18 protein-coding genes are annotated in these 26,175 nt (G+C 70.5%); 7 read left to right on the top strand and 11 right to left on the bottom strand.

Annotation, left to right across the window (positions count from 1 at the left end; translation table 11 throughout):
• Nucleotides 1-9: 9 nt before the first annotated feature.
• Nucleotides 10-306 (bottom strand): hypothetical protein, encoded by a 297-nt coding sequence (locus WMF17_RS23280; protein WP_437595267.1) that lies wholly within the window; start codon nucleotides 304-306, stop codon nucleotides 10-12.
• A 149-nt stretch (nucleotides 307-455) separates the two neighbouring features.
• Between WMF17_RS23280 and WMF17_RS23275 the strand changes: the two genes are divergently transcribed.
• Nucleotides 456-3,257, top strand: coding sequence for a tetratricopeptide repeat protein (locus tag WMF17_RS23275; protein WP_437595266.1), 2,802 nt, complete (start codon nucleotides 456-458; stop codon nucleotides 3,255-3,257).
• Between the two features lie 119 nt (nucleotides 3,258-3,376).
• Here the strand turns inward: WMF17_RS23275 and WMF17_RS23270 are convergent, their stop codons facing one another.
• On the bottom strand, nucleotides 3,377-5,527 hold the full coding sequence (locus WMF17_RS23270; protein ID WP_437643289.1) for a M3 family metallopeptidase: 2,151 nt from the start codon (nucleotides 5,525-5,527) through the stop codon (nucleotides 3,377-3,379).
• 152 nt (nucleotides 5,528-5,679) lie between these two features.
• A complete protein-coding gene (locus tag WMF17_RS23265) occupies nucleotides 5,680-7,203 on the bottom strand; it encodes a hypothetical protein (RefSeq protein ID WP_437643288.1) in 1,524 nt (507 codons plus the stop codon).
• A 442-nt stretch (nucleotides 7,204-7,645) separates the two neighbouring features.
• Between WMF17_RS23265 and WMF17_RS23260 the strand changes: the two genes are divergently transcribed.
• A complete protein-coding gene (locus WMF17_RS23260) occupies nucleotides 7,646-7,918 on the top strand; it encodes a hypothetical protein (protein WP_437573015.1) in 273 nt (90 codons plus the stop codon).
• A gap of 71 nt (nucleotides 7,919-7,989) precedes the next feature.
• Here WMF17_RS23260 and pruA read toward each other — a convergent pair whose 3' ends face one another.
• The 3 genes from pruA to WMF17_RS23245 form a co-directional block, all read right to left on the bottom strand.
• Entirely contained in the window at nucleotides 7,990-9,630 is a 1,641-nt protein-coding gene (gene pruA / locus WMF17_RS23255) for an L-glutamate gamma-semialdehyde dehydrogenase (RefSeq protein WP_437595263.1), read from the bottom strand.
• A 378-nt stretch (nucleotides 9,631-10,008) separates the two neighbouring features.
• Entirely contained in the window at nucleotides 10,009-12,024 is a 2,016-nt protein-coding gene (ligA, locus tag WMF17_RS23250; RefSeq protein ID WP_437643286.1) for an NAD-dependent DNA ligase LigA, read from the bottom strand.
• 13 nt (nucleotides 12,025-12,037) lie between these two features.
• Complete coding sequence (locus WMF17_RS23245; RefSeq protein ID WP_437595261.1) at nucleotides 12,038-12,523, bottom strand: NUDIX hydrolase; 486 nt, start codon at nucleotides 12,521-12,523, stop codon at nucleotides 12,038-12,040.
• A 151-nt stretch (nucleotides 12,524-12,674) separates the two neighbouring features.
• On the opposite strand from WMF17_RS23245, the gene WMF17_RS23240 reads away from it, so the two are divergent.
• Both WMF17_RS23240 and WMF17_RS23235 read left to right on the top strand, forming a co-directional pair.
• A complete protein-coding gene (locus tag WMF17_RS23240) occupies nucleotides 12,675-13,451 on the top strand; it encodes a hypothetical protein (protein WP_437643284.1) in 777 nt (258 codons plus the stop codon).
• 59 nt (nucleotides 13,452-13,510) lie between these two features.
• Complete coding sequence (locus WMF17_RS23235) at nucleotides 13,511-14,329, top strand: carbon-nitrogen hydrolase family protein (protein WP_437643282.1); 819 nt, start codon at nucleotides 13,511-13,513, stop codon at nucleotides 14,327-14,329.
• Nucleotides 14,330-14,428: 99 nt separating this feature from the next.
• Here WMF17_RS23235 and WMF17_RS23230 read toward each other — a convergent pair whose 3' ends face one another.
• Nucleotides 14,429-14,821: a helix-turn-helix domain-containing protein gene (locus WMF17_RS23230; protein ID WP_437595258.1), complete on the bottom strand. Its 393-nt coding sequence runs from the start codon at nucleotides 14,819-14,821 to the stop codon at nucleotides 14,429-14,431.
• Between WMF17_RS23230 and WMF17_RS23225 the strand changes: the two genes are divergently transcribed.
• Nucleotides 14,820-15,122, top strand: coding sequence for a hypothetical protein (locus tag WMF17_RS23225; protein ID WP_437595257.1), 303 nt, complete (start codon nucleotides 14,820-14,822; stop codon nucleotides 15,120-15,122). The genes WMF17_RS23230 and WMF17_RS23225 overlap by 2 nt on opposite strands.
• A gap of 314 nt (nucleotides 15,123-15,436) precedes the next feature.
• On the opposite strand, the gene WMF17_RS23220 is transcribed toward WMF17_RS23225, so the two are convergent.
• Entirely contained in the window at nucleotides 15,437-17,374 is a 1,938-nt protein-coding gene (locus WMF17_RS23220) for a DNA gyrase/topoisomerase IV subunit B (protein WP_437595256.1), read from the bottom strand.
• Nucleotides 17,375-17,376: 2 nt separating this feature from the next.
• Nucleotides 17,377-19,779 (bottom strand): DNA gyrase/topoisomerase IV subunit A, encoded by a 2,403-nt coding sequence (locus WMF17_RS23215; RefSeq protein WP_437595255.1) that lies wholly within the window; start codon nucleotides 19,777-19,779, stop codon nucleotides 17,377-17,379.
• 624 nt (nucleotides 19,780-20,403) lie between these two features.
• Here WMF17_RS23215 and bamA point away from each other — a divergent pair.
• Entirely contained in the window at nucleotides 20,404-22,740 is a 2,337-nt protein-coding gene (gene bamA, locus WMF17_RS23210; RefSeq protein WP_437595254.1) for an outer membrane protein assembly factor BamA, read from the top strand.
• Between the two features lie 257 nt (nucleotides 22,741-22,997).
• On the top strand, nucleotides 22,998-23,759 hold the full coding sequence (locus WMF17_RS23205) for a rhomboid family intramembrane serine protease (protein WP_437595253.1): 762 nt from the start codon (nucleotides 22,998-23,000) through the stop codon (nucleotides 23,757-23,759).
• A gap of 48 nt (nucleotides 23,760-23,807) precedes the next feature.
• Here WMF17_RS23205 and WMF17_RS23200 read toward each other — a convergent pair whose 3' ends face one another.
• Both WMF17_RS23200 and rpoD read right to left on the bottom strand, forming a co-directional pair.
• A complete protein-coding gene (locus WMF17_RS23200) occupies nucleotides 23,808-24,218 on the bottom strand; it encodes a hypothetical protein (RefSeq protein WP_437595252.1) in 411 nt (136 codons plus the stop codon).
• Between the two features lie 27 nt (nucleotides 24,219-24,245).
• Complete coding sequence (gene rpoD, locus WMF17_RS23195) at nucleotides 24,246-26,165, bottom strand: RNA polymerase sigma factor RpoD (protein WP_437595251.1); 1,920 nt, start codon at nucleotides 26,163-26,165, stop codon at nucleotides 24,246-24,248.
• Nucleotides 26,166-26,175 lie beyond the last annotated feature (10 nt).

Here is a 26,175-nt window from a genome sequence, read left to right as displayed (position 1 = left end):
CGCGACGCCTCAGCACGCCTCGAGGCAGCTCCTGTACCGATCGGACGCGGCCGCGTCCGTTCCGTCGAACGCGCCGCAGGGCACTTCGGCGGCGCACGCCGACGCGCAGCGGACGGCGCCCTCGCACGACGCCTCGCTGGAGAGGCCGCTGCCCTGGAACCCGCACTCCTCCATGTGGTCCTCGGCCTCGTCGCACGCGCCCCCGCAGCCCGACGCGAGGGCGACCGCGAGCGCAAATGACGCAGCGCGAGCTCCTCCGGCGCTGCCGGGCGCTTCCGTCCACCAACGACCCTTGCCTTTGCTCATGCGTGCTCTCTCCCGGCGGGTTGTCTCGTACGGGGGACCTCGCGCTGCGTCGGAGTTGCACGCCGGGTGGCAACCTTCTTCGCTTCGGGCGCGGCCCTGGGTAGATTGCTCGCCTGCATGCGCGTACGCAACGAGGAGAGGGCGCCCTGATGCGCTTGGCGGTCGTCGCCACGCCCAGCTTGCACCGCGATCAGCGGCCGGCGCCCGGCTCGCTGGACGGTGATCTCATCCGGGCCCGCCTCTCGCTGGACGACGCGGGCTTCCGGGTGCTCGACGTCGATCCCGCGCGGGATCTCGCGGAGCAGCTCGACGCGCTGTTCGACGAGCTCGTCGCGACGCGGCGGACCCTGGTCGACGCGGAGGACGCCGCGCGCGACGAGGCCTCCACCCTGTTCCTCTTCTACGCCTCCTGCGCGGTCGCGCTGTCGCCGGACGGGGAGCTCTTCCTCTGCCTCGACCCCGAGAACCCCGGCGTGGGCGACGCGCTGGGCGACATCGCCGCGGTGTTCCGCGATCGCGCGCGCGGCGAGGTGCTCTTCGTCCTCGAGTGCCACCACGGCCCCGGGGCGACCTCGCGCGCCGTGGTCACCGCCGCCGAGCAGGCGACGGCGTCCCCCGTGACGGGGGTCGAGCTCCTCGTCTCGGCCCACCCGATCGGATCGCTCGACGCCGACCTGCCGTCGGTGTTCACCCGCGCCTTCGTCGAGCACCTCGACGAGGCCGATCCGGAGAGGGGCCTCACCGCGGAGGAGATCTTCCGCCGCGTGCAGGAGAACCCCGACCTCGCCGGCGCCATCCCTTGCTTCGCGCGGGTGGGCGGGCGGGGTTCGTTCGCGGTGCTCGTCCCGCGCGGCGGCGCTCCGGGCAGGCGGCGGGCGAGGGAGCCCGAGGGGGCGCTGCTCGAGAGCGCGGGCGAAGACGGCGCCGCCACCACGCCTGCGCCCGCGCCGGACGACCCGGTCGCGCAGTACCTCGCGGCCGGCGACACGCTCGCCGCCGCGTCGGACCTCGACGGGGCGCTCACGGCGTACAAGAAGGCGCTCGCGCTCGTCGGGGTCGTGCAGCGGGATGCGCGCGCGGAGGTGCACCTGCGCATCGCCCACGCGAGGTGGCGCCAGGGGCGGCACCGCGAGGCGATCGAGGGCTTCGAGAAGGCGCTGGCGCTCGCGCCCGAGCACCGGCCCGCGCTCGAGGCGCTTGTCGAGCTCCACCTCGCCGAGCGGGACTTCGCCAGGCTGCGCACCGCGGAGGAGCGGCTGCTCACGCGCGTCGAGGGGGACGCCGCTCGCTTCGGGCTCCTCGTCAGGTTCGCCGAGCACTGGGAGATCGTCGCCGGGGATCCGGAGCGGGCGCAGCAGCTCCTGGAGCGGGCGCGGGAGCTCGGCCCGGACGACGCCGCGGTCCTGCGCGGCCTGGGCCGGCTCTACCAGGCGGCGGGCGATTTCGCGGCGTCGCTCGACGCGCGCCGCTGCCTCGCCGAGCTCGCTCCGGACCCGCGGCAGCGGGCGATCGCGCTCCTGGAGCTCGCGCGCGCCGCCATGCAGGGCGAGGCCCGCGCCACCTTGACCGAGGTCACGCGCGAGCAGGATGGCATCGATCTGCTCGAGCGCGCGCTCGACGCCGATCCCACGTTCCTCGATCCGCTCGCGCTGATCGCGATCCTCCTCTCGGCGCGGCAGGAGTGGGGCGAGCTCGAGCTCGCGTACCGGCGCATGCTCGACCGGGCGCAGCGGATCCCCGGCCTGCGCGTCCGGAGCGATGTCACCTGGGAGCTGTGCCGCCGCCTCGGCATGCTCTTCCGCGACCACCTCGAGGACCCGAGCTCCGCGCTGGAGGCGTTCGAGGGCGCGGTGGCCGAGCGGCCGGACGACGTCCCCGGGCGGCTCAGCGCGGCGTCGCTCGCGCGGAGCGCCGGCCGGATCGAGCGCGCGGCCGCGCACCTCCAGGCCGCGGCGGTGCTCGATCCGGGCAACGTCCAGGTGTTTCACGACCTGTTCGACACCTTCCAGAAGCTGAGGCGCGTCGACCAGGCCTGGGCCGCGGCGAGCGTGGCCGTTTACCTCGGCGCCGCCGAGGAGCGGGAGCGCTTCATCTTCGAGGAGCACCGGCCCGCGGGCCTCGTGCAGCCCGCGCGCGGGCTGGGCCCGGGGAGCTGGGATCTCCTGCGCGCGGCCGATCGCGATCGCGCGCTCGAGGAGATCCTCGCGTCGGTCGCCGACGCGGCGATCCGCGCGCGGTTCGCCCAGCGCGCGCGGGAGAAGAAGGCCCCCCACGTCGATCCGGCCGCGCGCGCCGACGCGGAGCAGAACGCGGCGGGCGTGGTGCGCCTGTTCTCGTGGGCGAGCCGGTGCCTCGGGATCGCCGCGCCGGCGGTCTATCTCCGCAAGGACGCGCCGATCGCGGTCGCGGCCGTGACGGTCGAGGAGCCGAGCGTCCTGGTCGGCGGCGAGGCGCTCCGCGGGAGGACGGCCGCGGAGCTCGCGTTCCTGGTGGGCAGCCACGTCGCGTATCACGTCGGCCCGCACCGGCTGCTCCTTCATTTCCCCTCGCTCGAGGAGCTCGGCGTCTGTCTTGCTGCGGCGGTCAAGGTGGCGCGGCCGTCGGAGCCTGTTCCTGCCGAGCTCGAGGGCGCGGTGCTCGCGCTGATGCCTCTGCTCGACGAGCGGCTGACGGAGCGCGAGCGTGACGCGCTGGAGGCCGCGGTGTTCGAGCTCTACGAGATCCGCGCGCCGCTGGATCTCGCCCACTGGGCGGGCTCGGTGGAGCGGTGCGCTGCCCGGGTCGGCTACCTGCTGACCGGCGAGCTCTCGGTCGCGGCGTCGTCGCTCTCGCGCGGGGATGCGCCTGGCGTGCTGACGGCGGAGGAGAAGATCGGCGATCTCCTCTCGTTCACCGTCTCGGACGCCTATCACGCGTTGCGCGAGGAGCTCGGCGTCGCGATCGAGCCGTAGCTGCGCGGGTCAGATGTCCTTCCCGAGCACCGGCCGCCGCTCCGCGGCGGAGGGCGCGCGGCGTCCGTCCTGTCTCCTGGAAGCCCCGGCCCCGCGTCCGCAGCGCGGCCGAGGCGCGTTCACTCCTTGCCCTGGAGGTAGGCGAGGTACGCGTCGTGGCGCGGTGGTCGGCCGAGGAAGCGGGCGACGAGCTCGCCTGCCTCGACGCCGCCTCCCCTGGCGAGCACCTCGTCGCGGAAGGCGCGCGCGACGACGGGGTTGAGCAGGCCCTCCTGCTTGAAGCGGGTGAGCACGTCGCGCGAGAGCGACAGGGCCCACTGGTAGCCGTAATAGCCGGCGTCGTACGTGATGAGGTGCCCGAAGCTCGACTGCAGGTGCGTCCCCTTCACGAAGGCGAAGGACTCGTTCGCGCGCTGCGCCTGCTCCACGACCAGGGTCGTGTCGAAGCCCGGCTCGCGGGAGTGGAGCTCCAGGTCGATCGACGCGAGGGTGAGCTGCCGCTGCGTCGCGAGCGCTCGCCCGAAGCCCCGCGCGCGGGTCATCGCCTGGAAGAGATCGTCCGGGATCTTCTCGCCGGTCGCGTGGTGCTTCGCGAACAGATCGAGCACCTCGCGGGACCACGCCCACTCCTCGAACATCTGGCTCGGCGCCTCGACGAAGTCGCGCACGGTCGCGGTCCCCGAGTAGGAGGCCAGCTCGGAGCGCGTGAGGAGGTGGTGCAGCACGTGCCCGAACTCGTGGAAGAACGTCACCACGTCCTCGTGGGACATGAGCGCCGGCTGCGCCCCCGGCTTCGGGAAGTTGCACTCCAGCGCCGCGACGGGGGTCTGCCACGAACCGTCGTCGAGCAGCTTCGCCGTCCGCACGGCGAACATCGCCGCGTGCTTGTACTTGTCGGGCCTGCTGTAGAGGTCGAGGTAGAACTTCCCGATCGCCTTGCCCTCGGAGCGCACCTCGTACGCGGTCACGTCGGGGTGCCAGGCCTTGGCGGGGACCTCCTTGTACTCGACCCCGTACATCCGCGCCGTGATGTCCATGAGCCCCTGCTTCACCGCGCCGATCTCGAGGTAGTCCGAGAGCGCCTGCGAGTTGAACTGGTACTTGGACGCGCGGACCCGATCCTCGAGGAAGTAGCGCTCGGAGGGCGGGAGCCTGTCGGTCGGCTTGCCTCCGAGCCGCGCGTGCTCCTTCATCAGCTCGGCGAACTCGGCCTTGGCGGGCGCCTTCAGCGCGGTCTTGACCTGGTCGAGGAAGGCGCGCACGGCGCCGCTCGTCTTGGCCATCCGCGGCTCGATGGCGTAGTCGGCCCAGCTCTTGTAGCCGAGCATCTTCGCCTTCTCGGAGCGGAGCGCGAGGAGGCGCTCGAGCAGCTTCACGTTCTTCTCGCCGCCGCGGTTGGTGAACAGAACGTAGAGTTCGAGCGCGGCCTTGCGATCCTTCGCGTAGGTGACGAACGGGAAGAAGTCGGGGTAGTCGGTGCTGATCTCGACCTTGCCGTTCGCCGTGGGCGGGTGCTTCGCCACGTACTCCTTGGGCAGCCCCTGGAGCGAGGCGGGCGCGATCTCGATCGAGCCGTTCGCCGTGGACAGGTTCGCCATGAACTCCTGTCCGATGCGGGTGATCTGCTCGTTCACGTCGCGGAGGCGCTGCTGCCGGTCGGGCGGCAGCGACAGCCCGTTGCGTCGGAAGTCGCGGAGGACGTCGGAGAGGAGCCGGGCGCGCTCTCCTTTCAGCGTCTCGCGCGCCTCGTCCGTCTCGGCGTACGCCTTGATGACGGCGGCGAGATCGGCGTCCAGCCACATCGCGGTCGTGAACCTGTCGACCTTCGGCTCGCAGAGCCTGGCGGCCTCGCGCACGGCCGCGTCCGGGTGCGCGACCCCCATCAGGTACGGGAAGTCGCCCGCGCTGTTCACCTCGAGCACGGCGTCGTCGAACCGCCGGAGGGTCGCGGGGTAGGTGAGCTTCTCCGGCGGCGCGCCGCGGAGCGCCCTGATCGCGTCGAGGTGCTCGTGTGCCGCGCGCAGGTGATCGTCGCAGAGCTGCTTCACCCCGCCCGCGGTGATCCCGTGCGGCACGGGGTCGAACTCGGCGCGCGCCGGGGCCTCCTCGGACGGCGGCGTCATCGCCGGACGCGAGGTCGTCCCCGGCGGGGCGGCGCCGCGGGGCCCGTCCGGCGGCGCGACCGCGCCGGTCCGGGGGCCGGCGCTGCAGGCGACGAGCAGGAGGAGGGAGAGGAGCCCGGGGCGCGCGGGCGTGTGGCCGACCTTCATGTCGGTCCGGCTATACCACGGGGTCTCGAGGGGTTCGGGCGGGAGCGCGCGGCCCAGGCCTTCCGGCGCCGTCCGACGGTGTGCGCTCCAGAGCGCCGAGCGGCGTGAGCCCCCGGAAAACGGGAGCTCGAGCCGTGCGGTGCTTCGGACCCTCAGTCGGTGGCCGGCGGCAGGTAGGCGAAGAGGCAGTTGTAACCGCGGCTCGTCACATCGGTGGCCGGGGTACCGGCCGACACCTTGACGAGCAGCCGGTTGCCCTCGGGAGCCTCTGGGATCGCGACCTTATCGATGAACAGCGCTTCCGCTTCGGTCTCCGTGCCCGAGTGGGTGGTGGCGTCGATCGGGGTGCCGTCTCCGTTCAGCACCTCGGCGCTGAGCTCGCGGACGCCGGAGCCGTGGCGCTGGGCGCCGCAGATGACCGAGATCGTCCAGCCCGCTTCCGCGTCGTCGAGGGGGACCTCGTAGACGTCGACGTCCGCGCCCTCCTCGGTGTCGGCGAGCTTCCCCTCGATGGCGAAGCTGACGCCGCCTCCCCCGTTGGGGAAGGAGACCAGGCCGCCTTCCGGCGTCGTCACGTCACCGTTTGTGAGCTCCTCGGCTTCGAGCGGCTCGGAGCTCGCCCGGTTGTTCAGCAGGATGTAGAAGTCGTTCTTCCCCACCGCTCCTGCGGGGCGCTTGACGAACACGAGGTACTCTTGCCCGGCCTCCACCGGAACGGCGATATCGCCGCCCTTTGACGGGTCGACCTTCGCATAGGCGCTCGTCAGATCGGTCGCGTTGAAGACGGCGATCTCGCTGACGTCCACCGTCGAGCCGTTGCCTTCGGACCCGCTCGGGCCGGAGAGGGTGAGCTCGGCCAGCTGGGCGTTGTCGACCTCGGGGGTCGCCGGCGGGGTGAACGAATACACGTCGACGTCGGTCTCGCTCGCGAAGCTGCCGAACACGAACGTGGTGTAGTAGGCCGATTCGTTGGCTGTCAGCTGATACGGCATCGGCACGGCCTGCTCGGCGTCATCGTTGGGCTCCGTCTCGCCGACGAGGCTGTCGGTGTCGCTGGCTGCCAGATTGATCGGGAGGAACTGCAGCGAGTAGTCGAAGCTGACGACCTCGGCCGGGTTGAAGCAACCGTTCGGGAAGGCGATCTCCGGGAACGCGGCGTTGCAGTCCTGGATGACCACGAAATACTCGCCGTCTGCGGGCAGCACGGTGAGCAGCTCGCCGTCGTTGGTGAGACCGTCGACCGGGTCGTCGTTCTGCGCGATCTGGTTCCCTTCGGCGTCGAGCAGCGTGATGACCGTATCGGGGAAGGTCGGATCCCTCTCGGCGTCGCTCGGCTTCGCGTCGCTGATGAGGTAGACCGGGAGGCCCTTGGTTCCGGTGAACCGATAGTAGTCCGCGTCCTCTTCGAGCGGCTCGAGCGTCCCGCTTAGCCCGTTGTTGCCGGCGGGGATCTCCTCTGCTTCATCGATGCTGTCGTTGCCGTCGTCCACGTCGCCCGAGCCCGTGGAGGTGCTCGTGACGAGGCCGGTGGTGGTGGTCACGCTCGACGTCGTGGTGCTCCCGGCTCCCCCCTCGCCTCCGCTTCCTCCGCTGCCGTCTTCATCGCCACCGCAGCCCGCAGCTGGCGCCGCGATCGTGCCAAGCACGAAAAAACCCAAAAAATACATCGACCTCATGGCACCTCCAACACGTTTGCTGTCCCACTGCAGCATTTGGTGTGGCTACGTGGGATTAGTACACCTACACCGCTGCTCGTCGCGTGCGCCATGAGAGCGCACGGTTTTGACGGTCGAAGATCTGGACAAATCGTGGAGTTTGGGGGGCTGCTCCACAGATGAATCCTCCAGAGGCCGGTGCGAGCTGTGGGGCTCAGTGAGCGGTGCCTGGGAGGGTGATCCGTCGGGCCTGAACTCTCGTGGAGCGACCTGGTCTTCGCCCGGGCGCTCGGCGCGGCGGATCGAGCACGGCGGTCGCCGGTCAGCTCACCTCCGGCGTCACCGCTGCCGGGGCGCGCTTCCCTCCTTGTCTCCCGGGCAGGCGACGGCGCGCAGACGCCCTCCTGCTCGCCTCTCGCCGCCGGCTGCGTCGCGTGCTCCGATGGCCGCTGGAGCTTCCGCCATGCCCCGTCCCGCGCTCGTCTTTGCCCTGCTGCTCTTCGCTTTCACGGCTGGCTGCTCGGGCAGCGACCCCTGCGAGGTCGTCTGCGCCAAGAACGCCGAGTGCCAGCCCGACAGCCCTGGCAAGGACGCCTGCATCGCCATCTGTCTCGGCGAATCCGACCGCGCGTCCTATGCCATCGCCATCGAGCGTCAGGCCGAATGCTACGAGGAGGAGAGCTGGTCCTGCGCCGACCTCGCGGCCGGCGCCTGCGACTACTCGCCGGAGGATTGACCGACGAGGCCCGCCACACCTCGTCGCCGCGCGGCGACGCGCCGCGTGCCTCCTGGCGCGCCGCGCGCGTCCTACTCGGCTGCCATGAACGGGTAGGCGACTGCGTGCGGCGGGGCGAACGTCTCCTTCACGACCCGCGGCGAGACCCACCGGAGCAGGTTGAACAGGCTGCCCGCCTTGTCGTTCGTGCCGGAGGCGCGCCCGCCGCCGAACGGCTGCTGCCCGACGACGGCGCCCGTCGGCTTGTCGTTGATGTAGAAATTGCCCGCCGCGAAGCGGAGCGCGTCGCTCGCCGCCTCGATGAACGCCCGGTCCCGCGCGAACACGGCGCCCGTGAGGCCGTACGGTGACGTCTCGTCGCAGAGCGCGAGCGCCTTGTCCTCCTCGCCGTCGGGGTAGACCCAGACCGTCAGCACCGGACCGAACAGCTCCTCCGTCATCAGGGCGTGGCGCGGATCCGTTGTCTCGATCAGCGTCGGCTCCACGAACCAGCCGTCGCTCCCGTCGTGCGCGCGCCCGCCGCCGCCGCACACGAGCGAGCACGCCGTGTCCTTCTTCGCCGCGGCGATCCGCTCCGTGAGCCGGGCATGCGCGCGCCCGTCGATCACCGCGCCCATGAAGTTGCGGAAGTCGGCGACGTCCCCCATGCGGATCGCCTGGATGTGGCCCTCGAGTCGGCCCTTGAGCGCCGGCCAGAGCGAGCGGGGGACGTACGCGCGCGACGCGGCGGAGCACTTCTGCCCCTGGTACTCGTAGGCCCCCCGGACGAGCGCCACGGCGAGCGCGTCGACGTCGGCGCTCGCGTGCGCGAAGACGAAGTCCTTGCCGCCGGTCTCGCCCACGATGCGCGGGTAGCTCCGGTAGCGCCCGATGTTCTCCCCGATGCGGCGCCAGATCGACCGGAAGACAGCGGTCGATCCCGTGAAGTGGATGCCGGCGAAGTCCGGGTGATCGAGGCAGGCGTTCGAGACGAGCTCGGGCGGGCCCATGACGAGGTTGATGACGCCGCGAGGCAGGCCCGCCTCGATCAGGAGCTCCATCACGACGTGCGCGGAGCAGAGCGCGTTCGCCGACGGCTTCCAGACCACCGTGTTGCCCATCAGCGCCGGGGCCGCGCACAGGTTGCCCGCGATCGCGGTGAAGTTGAACGGCGTGGCCGCGAAGACGAAGCCCTCGAGCGGGCGAGGCTCGGCGAGGTTCCAGATGCCGGGCGCGCTCGCCGGCTGCTCCGCCGCGATCCGGTGGGCGAAGTGGACGTTGTAGCGGAAGAAATCGATGAGCTCGCAGGCGGAGTCGATCTCCGCCTGGAATGCCGTCTTGCTCTGGCCGAGCATCGTCGCCGCGTTGAGCACGGGGCGGTACCGGGTCGCGAGCAGCTCGGCCGCCTTGAGGAACACCGCGGCGCGCTCTGTCCACGGCGTCCGCGACCAGGCGCGCTGCGCTCGCCGGGCGGCCTCGATCGCGCGCGCGACGTGCTCGGCGCCGCCCTGATGGGCCTGGGCGAGGAGGAGGTCGCGCCGGTGCGGTGCGCGGACCTCGTCGAGGGCTCCGGTCCGGACCGCCTCGCCGTCGATGACCATCGGGATGTCGATCGTCTCCCGTGCCCGGCGATCGAGCTCCGCCTTGAGGGCCGCGCGCTCCGGGCTGCCAGGGGCGTACGCGAGGACGGGCTCGTTCTGGGGGCTCGGGGGCGTGGCGATGGCGTCGATCATGACGCGAGTCTAGCGGGGGAGACACGGGCACGCAGCGCTCCGGCGCCGCTGTTCGCGGCTGCGGCGTGAGCCGGATGGCCGCGCTGGGCAGCGCTCACCGCATTTCGTGGATGTCATGATCAGACGTCGCCCGCCTTGGGCAGCGCCCGCGCCGCCGCTACGCTCGTGCGATGCGCGAGCTCATCACGCGTGGGCGACGTGGGCGGCGAAGGCAGCTCCGCGCGCGCGTGGCTGCCCCGCGCGCAGGTGCGGATCGAGCGCCCGCGCGGGGAAGTCGAGGGTCGCCGTGGCCGCCGCGTTCCGCGGGCTCGCGCTGGAGGCTCAGCTGGACAGCCGCGCCGCTCCGCCGGCGCTCTCTAGCCCCGGCGGCTCCTCCGGTCAGCCGCCGCGGCGCTCGGCGATGAGCTTGTCGAGGTCGTCCTCGGTGATGAGCTTGGTGCCGTACTTGCGCGCCTTGACCGCCTTGCTCGACGCGGACGCCACGTCGGCGAGGACGAGGTAGTTGAGCTCCTTCGTGACGCTGTTCAGCACCCGGCCGCCGTTCGACTCGACGAGGTGGGTGAGCTCGCCGCGGGGGCGCACGGCCGCGCCGGTGAAGCAGAAGGTGAGGCCGGCGAGCGGCCCCTCGGCCTCGGGGGCCACCGGGACGATGCCGGCGGCGAGCAGCCGCGCGATCTCGTCGCCGCGGGCGCGCAGCCCTCGAACGATGCTCGCGGCCTTGATCGCGCCGAGCCCCGGGATGTCGGCGAGCTCGTCCTCGCCGGCCGCGAGCAGCTTCTCGATCGTCGTGTAGCCGGCGGACACGAGCAGCCGCGCGGTCTGGATCGCGAACCCCTCGATGCCGAGCGCCGCGAGGAAGACCGGCAGCGTGAGCGGGAGCCGGCTCTTCAGCTGGTCGAGGCACTTCGTGGCGCTCTTTTCCCCGCGCCGGTCGAGCTCGGCGATGTCCTTCACCGTGAGCTTGTAGAGGTCGAGCGGCTCGCGCACGAGGCCCGCGGCGACCACCTGCTCGATCAGCTTGTCGCCCCACTCCAGCGCGCCGATCGCGTCGATCCAGTTGTGGATGCGCCCCTCGATGAGGGCGCGGCACGCGGCGTTCCGGCAGAGGAGGTACTCTCCCTCGACGACGAGCGGCGCGCTGCAGACCGGGCAGAGCGACGGGGGGACCGCGACGGGGCCGCGCTTCTCGACGACCTCCTCGACGTACGGGATCACGTCGTTGCGGCGCGAGACCAGCACCTCGTCGCCCACCCCGATGCCGAGGCCGCGCACGTTGGCCGCGTTGTGCAGGGAGGCGCGCCGGACGTTGGCGCCCGCGAGCTCCACCGGCTCGACGATCGCCACCGGGGTGACGCGCCCGCTCGGCCCGGTGTCCCACTGGATCGCCACGACCGTCGTCACCTTGGCCGGCGACGCGAACTTGAAGGCGACCGCGCCGCGCGGCCTTCGGTTGACGTCGCCGAGCATGCCCTGGAGGTGGAGCGAGTCCACGTAGACGACGAGCCCGTCGATCTCGTAGTCGAGGCTCGCGCGGAGCTCGCTCGAGTAGCGCCGATAGAGCTTCACGACGTCCTCGACGTCGCCGTGAGCGGTCTGCGGCGTCGCGAAGCCGAGATCGCGCAACCACGCGAAGCGCGCCCGGCACGTCGGGATCTCGAGGTGATCGGCGACGTCGTAGAACAGCACCGTGCAGTGCTCCGCCCCCTGGCCGTCGAACCGCTTGGCCGCGCCCGCGGCCATGTTGCGCGGGCTGGTGACGCCGGGGAAATAGCGCTTCATGTCCGACAGGCGAAGGATGATCTCGCCGCGCACGGACAGCCGGCCCCGCTCCCGGATCCTCGGGGGGACGCCCTTCATCCTCGCGACGTTCGCGGTGATCCGCTCGCCCCACTCGCCGTCGCCCCGGGTGATCGCATCGACGAGCTTGCCGCCCTTGTAGATGACCTCGATGGAGATGCCGTCGAGCTTCTCCGCCACGAAGAGATCGTCTGCGACGCTGGCACCGGCGGAGCTCGCCGGCTGCGCGGCGCCGTCGTGCGCGTCCTTCGCGAGGAGCTCGTCGCACCGGGCGACCCAGGCCCGGAGCTCGTCCTCGGAGACGACCTTGTTGAGCGAGCCCATCGGGATCTCGTGCCGCGCCTTCTCCCACTCCGTGATCAGGGAGGCGGAGCCGACCCGGGCGAGCACCGGGTGCGCGGGATCGAGGGCGCGGAGCTCATCCTCGAGGGCGTCGAACGCCGCGTCCGAGACCTCCGGGTGCCCGGCGTAGTAGCTCGCCCTGTATTTCTCGATGCGCTCGGCGAGCTCATCGATCCTCGCCTTGTGCGTCGGATCCGTCGCGAGCCCGCCCTGCAGCATGCGCGCTTCGGCCTCGTCGTGGTGTGCCTGCGTCATCGCTTGCCTCGGCTCACTCGAGCTCGGTGTCGCCGGCGCGCCGGGCGGCGGCGAGGAGGTCCCCCATGCCCATCGCGAGCTCGGCCGGGAGCTCGTCCTCGCGGAACAGCCTGACCTCGCGGATCTCGAGCGGGTTCTGTGGAGGGCGTGTGGGTGCGCCGATCCGGGCGGCGACGACGACCGTCACGGCGTGGAAACGGATGTCGCGGTCGGGCCGCGAGTACACGCCAACGACCCGCCCGAGCTCGACCTCGACGACGCCGGCCTCTTCGGCGAGCTCCCGCACGATGCTGTCGCGGAGCGTCTCGCCCCATTCCAGGGTCCCTCCTGGGAGCGCCCAGGTTCCGGTGTCGCTGCGGCGAATGAGCAGCCACCGGCCGTCGGCGGTCTGTGCGGCGGCGGCGATCCCGACGACCGGCCGCCGGAGCAACGCGCGCGCGACCTCCTTGGCCAGGGCGAGCACGGAGCGCGGTAACAGCGAGAGGGGAGCGATTTCCATGAGAATTTTTGCGATGTGTCAGCAAAGCATAGGAGCGATCGGCGGCGGCCGGGAGAGGGTTCCGTGCGACCTCGGCCGATCCCTCGGACGGCCGTGAGCAGCGCGGCTCGATCTCGGTCCCGGGTGAGGGGCAGGCTACGCTTGCTCCATCATGTTGTTCGTGTGGAGGGCGCTGCGCGCTCCTGTCGGATCGTACGGCCGCGCTGTCCTCTGCGGCGCGACGGCGTGGGGGGCGGCGCTCGCGTTCGCGTCGACGCCGAGCTGCACCGAAGAGCGGCTCCCGCCGCCGCGCGCTCATGCCGGCACGTCGAGCGGCGCGGGGGCAGCGGGGGGCGCCGCGCCCGATGCGAGCGTCGACGAGGAGCCTCGGCCGGCGAACCTCTGCGAGTGCGTCGTTGCCTATGGCGGCGAAGCGGGGCGATGCGGCGATTGCTTCAACGAGCACGCCTCCCGCGGTGCGCGCTGCGAGGCGCAGCTCTCGGCGTGCGACGGCGAGCCCGGGTGCAGGCAGATCAGCGTGTGCCTCAAGGGCTGCGGTCACAACAAGGCCTGCCAGACGGCGTGCGTGTTCCCGGACGAAGCGGGCGCCGCACATCGGGCGTATCAGCAGGTGCTCGCCTGCGTGTGCGCCGCGTGCGGCGCGAGGTGCGCCTACTACGACGCGCCGCTCGAGTGCGCTGAGGCGAGCGTCGGGTTGGCTGGCGCTGGCGGAGCTGCGGGCGCTGGCGGAGCTGCGGGCGGCGGCGGAGCTGCGGGCGGCGGCGGAGCTGCGGGCGGCGGCGGAGCTGCGGGCGGCGGCGGAGCTGCGGGCGGCGGCGGAGCTGCGGGCGGCGGCGGAGCTGCGGGCGGCGGCGGAGCTGCGGGCGGCGGCGGAGCTGCGGGCGGCGGCGGAGCTGCGGGCGCGTCCGGACAACGAGGAATCCGGTGAAGTCCGCGCGCTCTTCCACGCGCGGTCCGCTACGGTTCCTCGTGCGGTAGGCTTGCCCCATGCAAAAACCGGTGATCTGGGCGGCCCTCCAGCTCTCCAGCCAGGAGAACGTGAGCGAGAACCTGGCGCGGATCGAGGCGCGCGTCGTGGAGGCGGCCGGCCGTGGGGCGACGACGGTCGTGCTGCCCGAGAACTTCGCGTACATGGGCAACGAGGAAGGAAAGCGCCACATCGCGGAGGACCTCGACGCCGGCGGCGGTCCCATCGCGCATCGTCTCGCCGACGCGGCGCGGTCCGCCCGGGTGACCCTCGTGGCCGGCGGCTTCCCCGAGCGCGCGCCGGATGCGGCGAGGCCGTACAACACCTGCGCGGTCTTCGGGCCCGACGGCCGGCTCACCGCCCGCTACCGGAAGATTCACCTCTTCGACGTCGAGATCGCCGATGGCACGAAGTACCGTGAGTCGGCATCGACGACCGCCGGAGAGCTCCCCGTCGTCACCGAGATCGACGGCGTGAAGCTCGGGTTGTCGATCTGCTACGACGTCCGGTTCCCGGAGCTCTACCGCGCGCTCTCGTCGGAAGGCGCCGAGGCCATCGTCGTCCCCGCGGCGTTCACGCTGCTCACCGGCAAGGACCACTGGCTGATCCTGCTCCGCGCGCGGGCGATCGAGGCCCAGGCGTACGTGGTGGCCGCAGCGCAGTGGGGCAAGCACCCCGGCGGGCGGGCGACCTTCGGGAAGTCGTGCGTGATCGATCCGTGGGGTGAGGTGATCGCTCAGGCCTCCGAAGGGGAGGGGATCGCGATGGCGATGCTCGACCCTGCTTACCTCGATCGGGTCAGGGCGAATCTCCCCTCACTCAAGCACAGGCGACTCTGATCACGATGTCATGGAGGTAAGCACTTTGTCTCGCGCCAGGGGGGCTGGTGGTTCCGGCGCTTCGCGTGGCCGACGTCTTGCGTTGGTTCACTCAACGGATCACTCGGCCGAGGCGTCGCTCGCCTCCGCCTCGCCGGCCGGGGGCAGCGAGCCGCCGCGCTTCGACAGGAGGACCCGGAGCTCCGCCGGCCGGCGGAAGCCGATGCGACGGGCGACCTCCTTCTCGGTGTGCCCCTCGCATAATAGTGTGCGGGCGCGTTCCGCGCGTACCTCGTCGTAGTAGACGTGCGGCGATAGCCCGAAGGCGGCACGGAAGAGCCGCGCGAAATGAAACTCGGACAGATTGAGAGCCAGTGCGAGCTCGTAGGAACGGATCTTATGTCCCTCTTCCGCGGCGCTGCGGATGCGGTCGCGACCGAGCAGGAGCCGCTCCGAGGTGCTGCGCGGGAGCGGGGCTGCCGGGTGCGGCGGCAGGGTGGAGGGCGAGCTCATGATGGCTGAAGCGTCCTCGGGCGGCGGCAGCGCGCTGTCGCTCGGCGTTGCAGCGTCGGACGCCGGGAGCGTCGTCGGCCGTGCGACCGACCCGCTGCTCGCGGCTGCGATGGGCGTGGCCGGAACCGACAGGGAGCGTGCGGCCGGCATGTTGTGGGACGAGGAGGGTGTGATCGGAGTCGAGATGGGAAGCGCAGTCGTCACGGGTACCTCTCCAGCGGTGAAAGGGCGATGTGCCGCGGTCATCGCGGTCATCGCGGCCACCGGCGCGACGTATTGCAACCAGCAGGCCGCAAGCTGACTCAGCGCTCCTGGCTCAGGTGAATCGGCGTTCCACAGCGCAAAACGCCGCGTTTGCGAGTCAACCAGCTCGCGATGTCATAGGGGTGTGGCCCACGGTTCACGTGGCACAGCCACCGGGGATCCCCCGTGCCTGGCACAGCGTGCCTGTGCGCCGCGCACGCCGCACGCACGCCGCGGCGGTCGCACGGATCGCGACATCGTCGCGGCGATCTCGTGACTGTCAGGTGATGAATGTGAGCCGGCGATCCGGCATCCAACGCGGCTCGCGCGCGCGCGAGGAGGCGCCGCGATCTCCGGGGCGAGGGATCGATGTCAGACGTCGATCTCGGCGTTCGGCGCGCGCTCCATGATGAAGCGGAAGCGCGCCTGCGCGTCCTTGCCCATCAGCTCGTTCAGGATGCGATCGGTCTCGATCTCTCCCTCGATCACGATGCGCAGCGCGCGCCGGCGGCGGATGTCGAGTGTCGTCGCCTTGAGGTCCTCCGCGGGCATCTCGCCGAGTCCCTTGAAGCGAGAAATATCCGCCTTGGCCGTCTTCGGGAGCTTCGCGAGGATCCGGTCGCGTTCTGCGTCGTCGAGGGCCCAGTACGTCTCCTTGCTGGCGTCGATCCTGTAGAGCGGCGGCTGTGCGAGGAACACGTGCCCGCCGCGGAGCAGGCCGGGCAGGTGCCGGTAGAAGAACGTCAGCAGCAGCGTCGCGATGTGCTGGCCGTCGCTGTCGGCGTCCATCAGTAGAAAAATTCTACCGTATCGCAATTTGGAGGCGTCGAAGTCCTTGCCGAAGCCGCAGCCCAGCGCGCTCACGATGTCCTGGAGCTCCTTGTTGCCGAGCACCTTCGAGGTCGAGGCCTGCTCCGCGTTGAGCACCTTGCCGCGCAGCGGGAGGATCGCCTGGGTCCGGCGATCCCGGCCCTGCTTGGCAGAGCCGCCTGCGCTGTCTCCCTCGACGATGAAGAGCTCGCTCTCGCTGGGATCGGTCGAGGCGCAGTCGGCGAGCTTGCCCGGCAGGTTGAGCCGGTGCGACACGGGGGTCTTCCGCAGGACCTGCTGGGTCGCCTCGCGCCGTGCCTCCCTGGCGCGCGCCGCCAGGATCGCGCGGGCCACGATCGACTCGCCGGCCGTGCCGTTGTGGAGCAGCCACTGCTCGAGCGCGGGCCGGACCATGCCTTCGACCGCCGGTCCTGCCTCCGCGTTGTTGAGTCGATCCTTCGTCTGCCCCTGGAACTGAGGCTCCTGGATGTAGATCGACAGGACGCCCACGATCCCCTCGCGGATGTCGTCGGCCGTCAGCGTCACCCCCTTCGGCTGGATCTTCTTCGCGTCCATGAAGGCGCGGACCGCCTTCACGATCGCGGAGCCGAAGCCCGCCTCGTGCGCGCCGCCCGCGTGCGTGGGGATGCCGTTGACGTACGACTTCACGTAGTCGTCGGTCGACTCCGTCCACTGGAGCGCGGACTCCAGCCGGATCTCGCCCTCGCGCGCGATGTAGAAGATGGTCGGGTGCGTCACGGCCTTGCCGCGCTGGGAGACCAGCTTCGGCAGGAAGTCCGCGATGCCGTTCGGGTGAAGGAGCTCGATCGACTCCCCCGACGAGAGATCGCGGAACGCGATCGCGAGCCCCCCGTGGAGGTACGCCTTGGCCTCCAGGCGCTCGCGGATGGTCTCGGGATCGAACCGCCGGCCCTGCCCGAAGATCTCCGGATCCGGCCGGAAATGGATGCTCGTGCCGTGCTTGCGGGTGGGCGCGCCCTTCTTGAGCTTGCTGATCGGCGCGCCGCGCGAGAACGTCTGCTGGTGCTCGAGCCCGTCGCGCAGCACCCGGACCTCGACGAGCTCCGAGAGCGCGTTGACCACGCTCGAGCCGACGCCGTGGAGGCCGCCCGAGACCTTGTAGCTGTCGCTCGCGAACTTCCCGCCCGCGTGCAGCGTACAGAAGATGAGCTCGAGCGCGGGGCGCTTGTACCGGGGGTGCACGTCGACGGGGATGCCGCGGCCGTCGTCGGTCACGGTCACGCCCTGGAGATCGGCGTCGAGCGTCACCTCGATCCGCTTCGCGTGCCCGTTGATCGCCTCGTCGACGGCGTTGTCGACGATCTCCCAGAGCAGGTGGTGGTAGCCCCTGGCGTCGGTGCCACCGATGTACATGGCGGGGCGCTTGCGGACGGGCTCCAGCCCCTCGAGCACCTCGATGTCAGCGGCCGTGTAACGCGCGCCGGACGCGGCGCGGACCGGGGGATTCGTGGCGGCCATGTTCAGCTCACCTCCAGCGTCGGTACGACGACGGCCGGCGGCACCACGCGGATGAAGCGGTCGCGTCGCGCGATCGGCTCGCCCTGGGTGCCGCGCGGACCGGCGATCTTGCCCGCGGCGATCTCGAGCGTCTTGCCCTTCTCCGTCTCGACCGTGATCACGTCGTTCCGGCCGAGGGCGAGGGCGGCGCCGACCAGGCGCTCGCCTTCGGCGACCCGCATCACCACCGAGCCCTTGCCCGGGCCGGAGAGCAGCGCCAGCTCCTCCACGGCCACGCTGAGCGCCCAGGCGTCGCTCGAGGCGCAGAGCACCCTGTCGGCGCCGTCCACGGCGTGGACGAAGAGCACCTCGTCGCCCTCGTTCAGCTTGGCGAAGCGGCGCCCGGAGCGCGTCGACGGGTCGCGGTGCGGCCGCAGCGAGAACCGGAAGCCGAGGCCCCCGCGGGTAATCGCGAGCGCGAAGGGAGGCTCCGGCTCGGCGGAGTCAGGGGTCTGCGCCGGGACATCGAGCGCCCTCGGATCGAAGGAGAGCATCGCGATCAGCTGCTCGCCGTCCGCCAGCTTGAACAGCTTCTGCACGGGATCGCCGTAGCCGGTCGACTGCGGCACATCGTGGATGCGGCACACGTAGCACGCGCCGAGATTCGAGAAGAACGCGACCGTCGACCGCGTCGAGCCGGCGACGGCCGCGAGCACGCTGTCGCCCTCGCGGATGCGCGTCGAGGAGAGATCCCGCACCTCGCGTACGCGCTTCACCCAGCCCTGCGCCGAGAGGATGACGTTCGCGTCCTCGGCCACGATGAAGTCTTCCGCCTGGTACTCGGGCTCGTCGATCGAGCCGACCACCTTCGTGCGGCGCTTCTCGCCGTAGGATCCCTTGATCTCGACGAGCTCGTCGCGGACGATCCCCCAGCGCTTCGCGTCGTTCTTGAGCAGCCCGTCGATCCGCTTCGCCTCGGCGCGCTTCTCGGAGAGATCCTTCTGCACGAGCAGGATCTCGAGGCGCGCCAGCCGGTAGAGCTTGAGCTCGAGGATCGCGTCCGTCTGCTCCTCGTTCAGGGTGAAGCGCTTTATCAGCTTCTCGGCCGCGTCGGCCTTGCCCTCGCTCTTGCGGATGATCCGGATCACCTCGTCGAGCGCGTCGAAGATCTTCTCGAACCCCTCGAGGATCGTGATCCGCCGCCTCAGCTCGCCGAGCGCGAACTCGAGCCGCCGCGTCACGGTCACGTAGCGGAAGTCGAGGAACTTCGTCAGGATCTCGTGCAGGCCGAGCCGCCGCGGCGCGGCGACGTCCGCGTTGTCGGTGGGCACGAGGCAGGTGAGGTTCACCTGCACGTTGATCGCGAGCGGCGTCTGTTTGTAGAGGTACGCCATCACGAGCTGCGCGTCGGCGCCGCGCTTCAGCTCCATCACGATGCGCACCTCGGCCGTCGACTCGTCGCGCACGTCCACGAGCGTCGGCAGCTTCTTCGAGAGGATCACCTCGGCGATCTTCTCGACGATCGCCTTCCGCTCGATCCCGTACGGGATCGAGGTGATCACGATCTGCGGTACGGCGCCGCGCTTGCCGTCGCCCTCTTCCTGCAGCCACTCGCCGCGGAGCTTCAGCGAGCCCTGGCCGGACGTGTAGACGGCCTCGAGCTCCTTCTTCGTCGCGTGCAGCTGGCCTCCCGTCGGGAAGTCGGGCCCCTTCACGTACGACAGCAGCCGCTGCGTGGTGAGCTCGCGGTTCTCGATCAGCGCGACGCAGGCGTCGATCACCTCGCTCAGGTTGTGCGGCGGGATGCTCGTCGCCATCCCGACCGCGATCCCCTGCGACCCGTTCACGAGGAGGTTCGGGAAGCGGGCAGGGAGGACGATCGGCTCGAAGCGGGTGCCGTCGTAGTTCGGGCGGAAATTCACGGTGCGCTGGCCGAGCTCGCCGAGCAGCTCCAGCGCGAGGGGGCGGAGCTTCGCCTCCGTGTAACGCATCGCCGCCGGGGCATCGCCGTCCAGGGAGCCGAAGTTCCCGTGGCCGGCGATGAGCGGCGCCCGCATCACGAAGTCCTGCGCCAGCCGGACCATCGCGTCGTAGATCGCGACGTCGCCGTGCGGGTGGTACTTGCCCATCACGTCGCCGACGACCGCGGCGCTCTTCCGGTACTTCGCGTCCGGCCCGAGGTGCAGGTCGTGCAGCATCGCGTAGAGGATGCGGCGCTGCACCGGCTTCAGCCCGTCGCGCACGTCGGGGAGCGCGCGCGACGTGATGACGCTGAGCGCGTAGTTCAGGTACCGGCGCTGCGCCTCCTCGGCGAGCGAGGTGTCGGGCGCCGGGGGCGGCGGAGGCTCGCTATCACCGGGCCGGCCGCCACGGCGGCCCTTGCGAGGCGGCTCACCGTCGGACGGAAGGGAGGGGGTTCGAGACACGCGTTACTCCAGGGAGTGATCGGGCACCGGTTGAGCAGGTGCTCCGATGTTCAGGTGAACGCTGGCGAGCCTCGGCAATTACCCAGGGCCTCGCGCTCGGTCAAGGCTGCCTCGCGGGAATTTCTGGCAGCGCGTGCTCGCCTGCGTTCGTGCGGCCCCTGGCATAGCGTCAAGTGGCCGAGAGATCGACCCCGCACGCAGGGGGTTCGCGGCGCGATCGGTCGGCGACGCCCTGTTTTCGGCGTCCGCCCTTGAGACTCACGGCGCACTGGGCTACGGGGTGGCGCCTTGTACGCGACAGGCACCCGTTCAATGCTTCGCCTCCCCGGCCGCTGGCAGCGGCTCGTCTGGCTCGGCCTCTTCCTGGTGTTCGTTGCGGCAGCGGCGATACGGCCCCGGCTTGCGGCAGCTCAGGTGCCCGGAGGTGCTCCGGACACGCAGGCGCCCGGGCGCGGCGCCCCGCCGGCTCCCGCTCCGGCCGGTGCCGCTCAGCCGTCTGCCCCGGCCAACGCGACCGGGGGAGCCCAGCCAGGCTCCAGTACACCTGCGCAGGGGGCCGCCGATACGGCCGAACCGACGCTCGACCTGGCACCCACGGAGGCTGAGCTCGCTCGCGGGCAGCCGGTGGTCCAGGTCGCCATCGCCGGCAACCGGCGGATCTCGTCCGAGGACGTGCTCGTCTACCTTGGGCAGACGCGGGTCGGCAGGCCGTTCACCCCCGAGGGGCTGGCCCGCGACGTGCGCGAGCTCTGGGACTCCGGCCTGTTCGACGACGTCGAGGTCGACCTCACCCGCCGCGACGACGGCGTGAGCTTGCGGGTGCTCGTCCGCGAGCGCCCGAGCATCAAGGCCATCGAGTTCTCCGGCAACGACGCGATCGACAGCGAGGACCTCACCGAGGCGCTCTCGGTCGAGATCAAGACCGGCACGATCCTGAGCTACGCGGCCGTCCGCCGCGGCGTGCAGAAGCTCCGCGATAAGTACGCCGAGGAGGGCTACTTCCTCGCCGAGGTCAGCTACGAGGTCAAACCGGAGCGGGAGAACCAGGTCACCCTCAAGTTCACCATCAAGGAGCACGCGCCCGTCACCGTCCGGCGCATCACGTTCATCGGGAACCACAACATCCCGGACGAGGAGCTCCGGGAGGTCATGCTCACGGGGCAGGGAGGGTTCTTCGCCTTCGGCACGGGCGGCCCGTTCCGCCAGGACATGTTCGAGCGCGACGTCCTCGTGATCAACGCCCTCTACTACGATCGCGGCTTCCTCGCGGTGCAGGTCGCGACGCCCCGGGTGATGCTCACGCCTGACCGCACGGGCATCGAGGTCACGCTGACGATCAACGAGGGGCCGCGGTTCCGCATCCGCTCGCTCCGCGTGTACGAGCGCGACGCCGACGGGCGCGAGATCGAGCCGCTCGGCGGGCGCCGGGCGCTGCGCGAGATGGTGCGGGCCAAGCCGGGGGACTGGTTCAACCGCGCCGAGCTGGCGAAGGATCTCAGCGCGATCCAGACGCTCTACCGGGATGCCGGCTATGCCAACGTCGAGGCCTCGCCCGACACCCAGCTCGACCCGGACAGGCGCGAGGTCGACATCACCGTCGGCATCCGCAGAAACCAGCCCGTCTACTTCGGGCGCATCGAGATCCGCGGCAACACGAAGACGCGGGACAAGGTGATCCGCCGCGAGCTGGAGGTGGAGGAGCGGCAGCTGTTCAGCGAGACGAAGCTGGAGCGGTCGAAGCAGCGGATCACGGCGCTCGGCTACTTCGAGCGGGTCGACATCTCCACCGAACAGGGCGAGGACGCCCAGCACATCAACGTCAACGTCGACATCGGCGAGAAGCCGACGGGCACCTTCCAGATCGGGGCTGGCTTCTCGAGCGTCGAGAGCTTCATCGCGACGGCGCAGGTGCAGCAGGCGAACCTGCTCGGAAGCGGCCAGTCGCTCTCGCTCCAGGCGCAGATCTCGGGGCTGCGGCGCCTCATCGACGTCCGCTTCTTCGAGCCCTACCTGTTCGACAGCCCGTTCTCCGCGGCGGTGAGCGTTTACAACCAGCTGCGGGCCTACAAGGAGTTCTCGCAGACCTCCACGGGCGGCTCGCTCACGCTCGGCTACCCGCTCATCGAGCCGCAGCTCCGCGCGCAGCTGACCTACACGCTGGAGAACGACGAGATCTCGTCCTCCACGTCGACCGGCCTCGGCACGGCGGACCCGCGGTCCACGTTTCAGCGGCTCCCGCTCTACAACCTCTTCAACGACGGGATCACGTCCAGCATCCGCCCGGCGCTCACCTACGACACGCGCAACAACCAGCTCTTCCCGACCTCAGGCATCTACCTGCAGGGCTCGGTGGAGCTCGCCCACAGCGCGCTCGGCAGCCAGAACGAGTTCCTGCGGTATCGCGCCACGGGGCGGTTCTACTACCCGATCACGGACAGCCTGGTCCTCAAGCTGAACACCGAGGCCGGCATGGTGACGAGCCCCAACCCGGAGGGCGTGCCGGTCTTCGCCCGCTTCTTCCTGGGCGGCATCCTCGACGTGCGCGGCTTCGAGATCCGGGACATCGGCCCGCGGCTCCCGCTCCGCGAGTCCCTCGATCCGAACTCCCCGCCCATCGTGAACGGCGCAAACATCGGCGGCAACTTGATGTACTACCAGAACCTCGAGCTGGAGTTCCCGCTCATCGAGGCCGTGCAGATCAAGGGCGTGGTGTTCACCGACCTCGGCAACGCGTGGAATCTCGAGAAGCTCTACTGCAACGCCGCCCCCGCTTCGCCGCACGACGTCACGAACCCGTGCTTTTCGATCGAGCGTCTGCTCGATGTCCGCACCTCGTGGGGGTTCGGGTTCCGGTGGTTCTCCCCGCTCGGGCCGCTGCGCTTCGAGTGGGGCTTCCCGTTCAAGCGGCTGCCCTACGAAGAGACGTACAAGTTCGAGTTCAACATCGGCAACTTCTTCTGAGTCGCCGGGCGCCGGACGCAGCAGGGACGTGAATGGCCTCCCGCCGGGCGCGCCGGCCGATGGCGCGCGCGCTGCCCGGCGCCCCGCGCGCACGCCGGGCGTGCCCTGCCGGAGTGTCCAGGATGGCGCGCGGCGAGCGTCGCGCTCGTCGTGCGGGCGCTGGCCGGGGGGCGAATCGCCGTAAAGTAAGGGGGCGGCGGTTGCCCGGCGGGGGCGCGGCTGTTAGGTGGAAAGCTATGCGCCCGGAGCACAGCTCAATGGGGTTCCCCAAACCAGGCAAGGCCCTGCTGGGGATGATGATCGCGATCGGCTGTATCTGGGTGATGTTCACCCTCGGGCTGAACTGGGGGGGCGCGGGGGAAGGCGTGCTCGCGCCGTTCGTTGGCATCAGCGATCGGGTCCTCCACGGTCAGGTGTGGCGGCTGCTCACCGCGCCGCTCATCCACAGCCCGAGCGATCCGTGGCACTTCGTCATGACGCTGCTCGGCCTGTACTTCCTCGGCACCTCGCTCGAGGAGCGCTGGGGCGTCGGCCGGATGCTGGCGTTCCTGTTCGGCTCCGCGGCCTTCGCGTTCGCGCTCCAGGTGGCGGTGGGCGCGCTCTTCCCGAAGGTGGCGCAGCCCGTATTCTACGGCGGGCTCGGGATGATCGAGGCGGTCGCCGTCGCGTGGGCGCTCGCGCACCGGCACACCACGGTCCGTCTCTTCTTCGTCCTCCCCGTGACGGGCACGATGCTGCTCGTCTTCATCTTCGCCATCTCGGTGCTCAACGTCATCTCCATGCGCGCGCCTCACGAGGGGCTGATCACGCCGTTCGGCGGCATGCTGGCGGGCTACCTCTTCGGCGACTTCTCCCCGCTGCGGCGCTTCTACCTGCGGATGCGTTTCCGCCAGCTGCAGGCGCAGTCCGTCGCGCTCCGCCGCGTACCCGCGGCGCGCGGCCGCGCCGGGGGCGCCTCGCTCCGGGTCATCCCCGGCGGCCAGAAGGACCCCCCGAAGGACAAGCGCTACCTGAACTGAAGTCGTCGCGGCGCGCCCGTCACGCCTGTTCGGCGCGCGCGCCGGCGTTCACGGCGCGGCGCACCGACGGAGCTCTTCGAGCGTCTTCACGCGCGTGAGGCAGTCGAGCTCGCCCGGGTCCACCTCGCTCCCGGTGAGCTCCCGCTTGCAGTCGGACGTCCACTCCGACGAGAGCCGCTCACCCTCGCTCGCGAGCACAACCGTCGCCTTCCCCGAGCCCCCTGGCTCCGCCGGCCCCACCCGCCTCACCTCCGCCGTCCACGCGGCGCGCATGGCTTCGCCGACCCTGCGGCAGTCCTCCTCGGACATGGTCTTGCCGCAACCGGCGCCATGGAGCGCGCCGGCGACCACGAGGAAGGCCGCGACGGCGCGCTGCGCGCCGAGCGGGCTCCTCCCCGCGCGAGCGCGCGGCTCGCCGGGGAGAGCCCGGCCGCGCGGTGCGCGCGCAGAGGCTGCCATCGGATGCCGAGCAGGCCAGCCCACGGACTAGCTGTCGATGAAGCTCTTGAGCTGCTTCGACCGGCTGGGGTGCCGGAGCTTGCGGAGCGCCTTGGCCTCGATCTGCCGGATGCGCTCGCGGGTGACCTCGAAATCCTGACCGACCTCTTCGAGGGTGTGGTCGCTCTTCTCGCCGATGCCGAAGCGCATCCGGAGCACCTTCTCCTCGCGCGGCGTCAGCGTCTTCAGGACCTTCCGGGTCTGCTCGGCGAGATTCATGTTGATCACCGCCTCCGCCGGCGAGATCACGCTCTTGTCCTCGATGAAGTCGCCGAGGTGCGAGTCCTCCTCCTCGCCGATCGGGGTCTCGAGCGAGATCGGCTCCTTCGCGATCTTCAGGACCTTCCGCACCTTGTCGAGCGGGAGCTCCATCTTCTCGGCGATCTCCTCGGGGGTCGGCTCGCGGCCGTACTCCTGTACGAGGTAGCGCGAGGTGCGGATGAGCTTGTTGATCGTCTCGATCATGTGGACCGGGATGCGGATCGTCCGCGCCTGGTCCGCGATCGCGCGGGTGATCGCCTGCCGGATCCACCACGTCGCGTACGTCGAGAACTTGTAGCCGCGCTTGTACTCGAACTTGTCGACGGCCTTCATGAGGCCGATGTTGCCTTCCTGGATGAGGTCCAGGAACTGGAGCCCGCGGTTCGTGTACTTCTTCGCGATGGAGACCACGAGGCGGAGGTTCGCCTCGACCAGCTCCGCCTTGGCGCGCTCCGCCATCCGCTCGCCTTCGCGGATGTTCTCGTAGGTGTCGCGGATCGCCAGGACGTCGATGTTGAGCTCTTCCTCGACCTTCTTCAGGCCCTTCTGGGCGTTCTTGATGGTCGACTCGAAGTCGTTGAGCTCCTCGCGGTTGACGTTGAGCTTCTTGGCGAGGCGACCCTCGAGGGCGCGGTTGCCCTTCACCTTGATGAGCTCGCGCTTGAGCTCGCCCTTCGAGAGCCCCGTGCGGCGCTCCAGCTCGGTCGCGCCGGCCTCGGCCTTCTCGACCTTCGAGATGAGGCTCTTCAGCTTCTGGACGATCTTGTCGATCGTCCGCTTGTTGAGGCGCATCTCCTCGAGCGTCGTCACGAGCTCGGCTGTCGCCTGCGTGACCTCGACGTCGATCTGCTTGCGGCGGACCTCGGTCTTTACGTCTTTGCGCTCCTCGACGAGCTCCGCCTTCTTCTTGTCGACGCGCTTCACCTTGTCGATGAGGCGGATGATGCGCCGGTCGGCCTCTTCCTCGTCGAACTCCTGGTCGTCGTTCTCGGCGTCCTTGATGAGCTCCTTCACCCGGATCTTGTGCTTCCGGAGCTTCTCGCCGAGATCGATGATCTCGCGGACGGCGATGGGGGAGTCGAGGATCGCGGCGTTGACCTTCTGCTCGCCGATCTCGATCCGCTTCGCGATCTCGACCTCGCCCTCGCGGGTGAGCAGCGAGACGCTGCCCATCTTGCGGAGGTACATCCGGACGGGATCGTTCGACTTCGAGTAGTAGTCGACGTCCTCTTCCTCGCGGTCGGGCGTGACGACAAGCTTCTTCTCGCCCGCCTCCTCGTCCGCGATGCGCTTCGGCGCGATCTTCACCTGGGTCGCGCCGTCGACGATCTCGATGTCCTCGTCGCCGAGGGCGCCCACCACGTCGTCCAGCTGATCGGGCGCGACGTCCGCGGGGAGCGCGTCGTTCACCTCGTCGTAGGTGAGAAAGCCTTTGCTCTTGCCGGTCTCGACGAGTTTTTCCAGGGTCTTCCGGTCCTTCTCGGACCGCTCGGCTCGGATGCCCGCGTCTCCTTTGTTGCTTGGGCGTGCTCCTGCCTCAGCGTGCCCGCGTGTCGATGCGTGCCGCGCGCCGTTCAGCGCGCCGCCCCCCGCCGCCCTTGCGACCCCGCCTGCCCGACCGGAAGATTGCTTGGCCTTGCTCGCCATTACCTCATGC

The sequence above is a fragment of the Sorangium sp. So ce362 genome (genome assembly GCF_051519845.1).
Classification (GTDB): domain Bacteria; phylum Myxococcota_A; class Polyangia; order Polyangiales; family Polyangiaceae; genus Sorangium.
The sequence above is the reverse complement of the archived record's forward strand: the minus strand, read 5'-3'. Positions and strand labels throughout refer to the sequence as shown.